This is a genomic window from Photorhabdus sp. RM71S (assembly GCF_042879355.1).
Taxonomy (GTDB): Bacteria; Pseudomonadota; Gammaproteobacteria; order Enterobacterales; family Enterobacteriaceae; genus Photorhabdus; species Photorhabdus kayaii.
On the sequence record NZ_JBHFKV010000211.1, the window covers coordinates 1 to 416 of the forward strand.

The 416-nt window shown below is 46.4% G+C and carries 1 pseudogene; it reads left to right on the forward strand.

Annotated features, from left to right (window positions below):
• Positions 1-416 (forward strand): annotated as a pseudogene (locus tag ACGF5R_RS24560) (phage tail tape measure protein); the annotation flags it as partial.

A 416-nucleotide genomic window follows, 5' to 3' on the forward strand; every position in this document is an offset into this window, starting at 1 on the left:
AAAATGGCTGGCCGCTAATCCTGAACTCATCAGTAATGTTGTCATGCTGGTTGGTGGGTTCCTAGCACTCAAAGCCGCTTCAATCGGTGTAAGATTAGGTCTTAATCTTTTGCTTTCCCCTATAACTGATATCTGGAAAGGCGCAATGTTAATGCGCACACGGTGGTTATTGTTTCGAATGGCTATCGGTAGTGGTGGCAGATTCGGTGTCGTTGCAAATATCTTGGGAAAAATAGCCGGATCAGCTCTCTGGTTGGGCAGAATCCTCGGTAGTGCTCTCTATAAGGGCTTGATGTTAGCTGGCGGAGCTATTTTGTGGATTGGACGCGCACTATTAATGAATCCTATCGGATTGATCATCGCCGGTATTGCAGTGGCCGCTTATCTTATCTATCGCTATTGGAAGCCCATCAGTA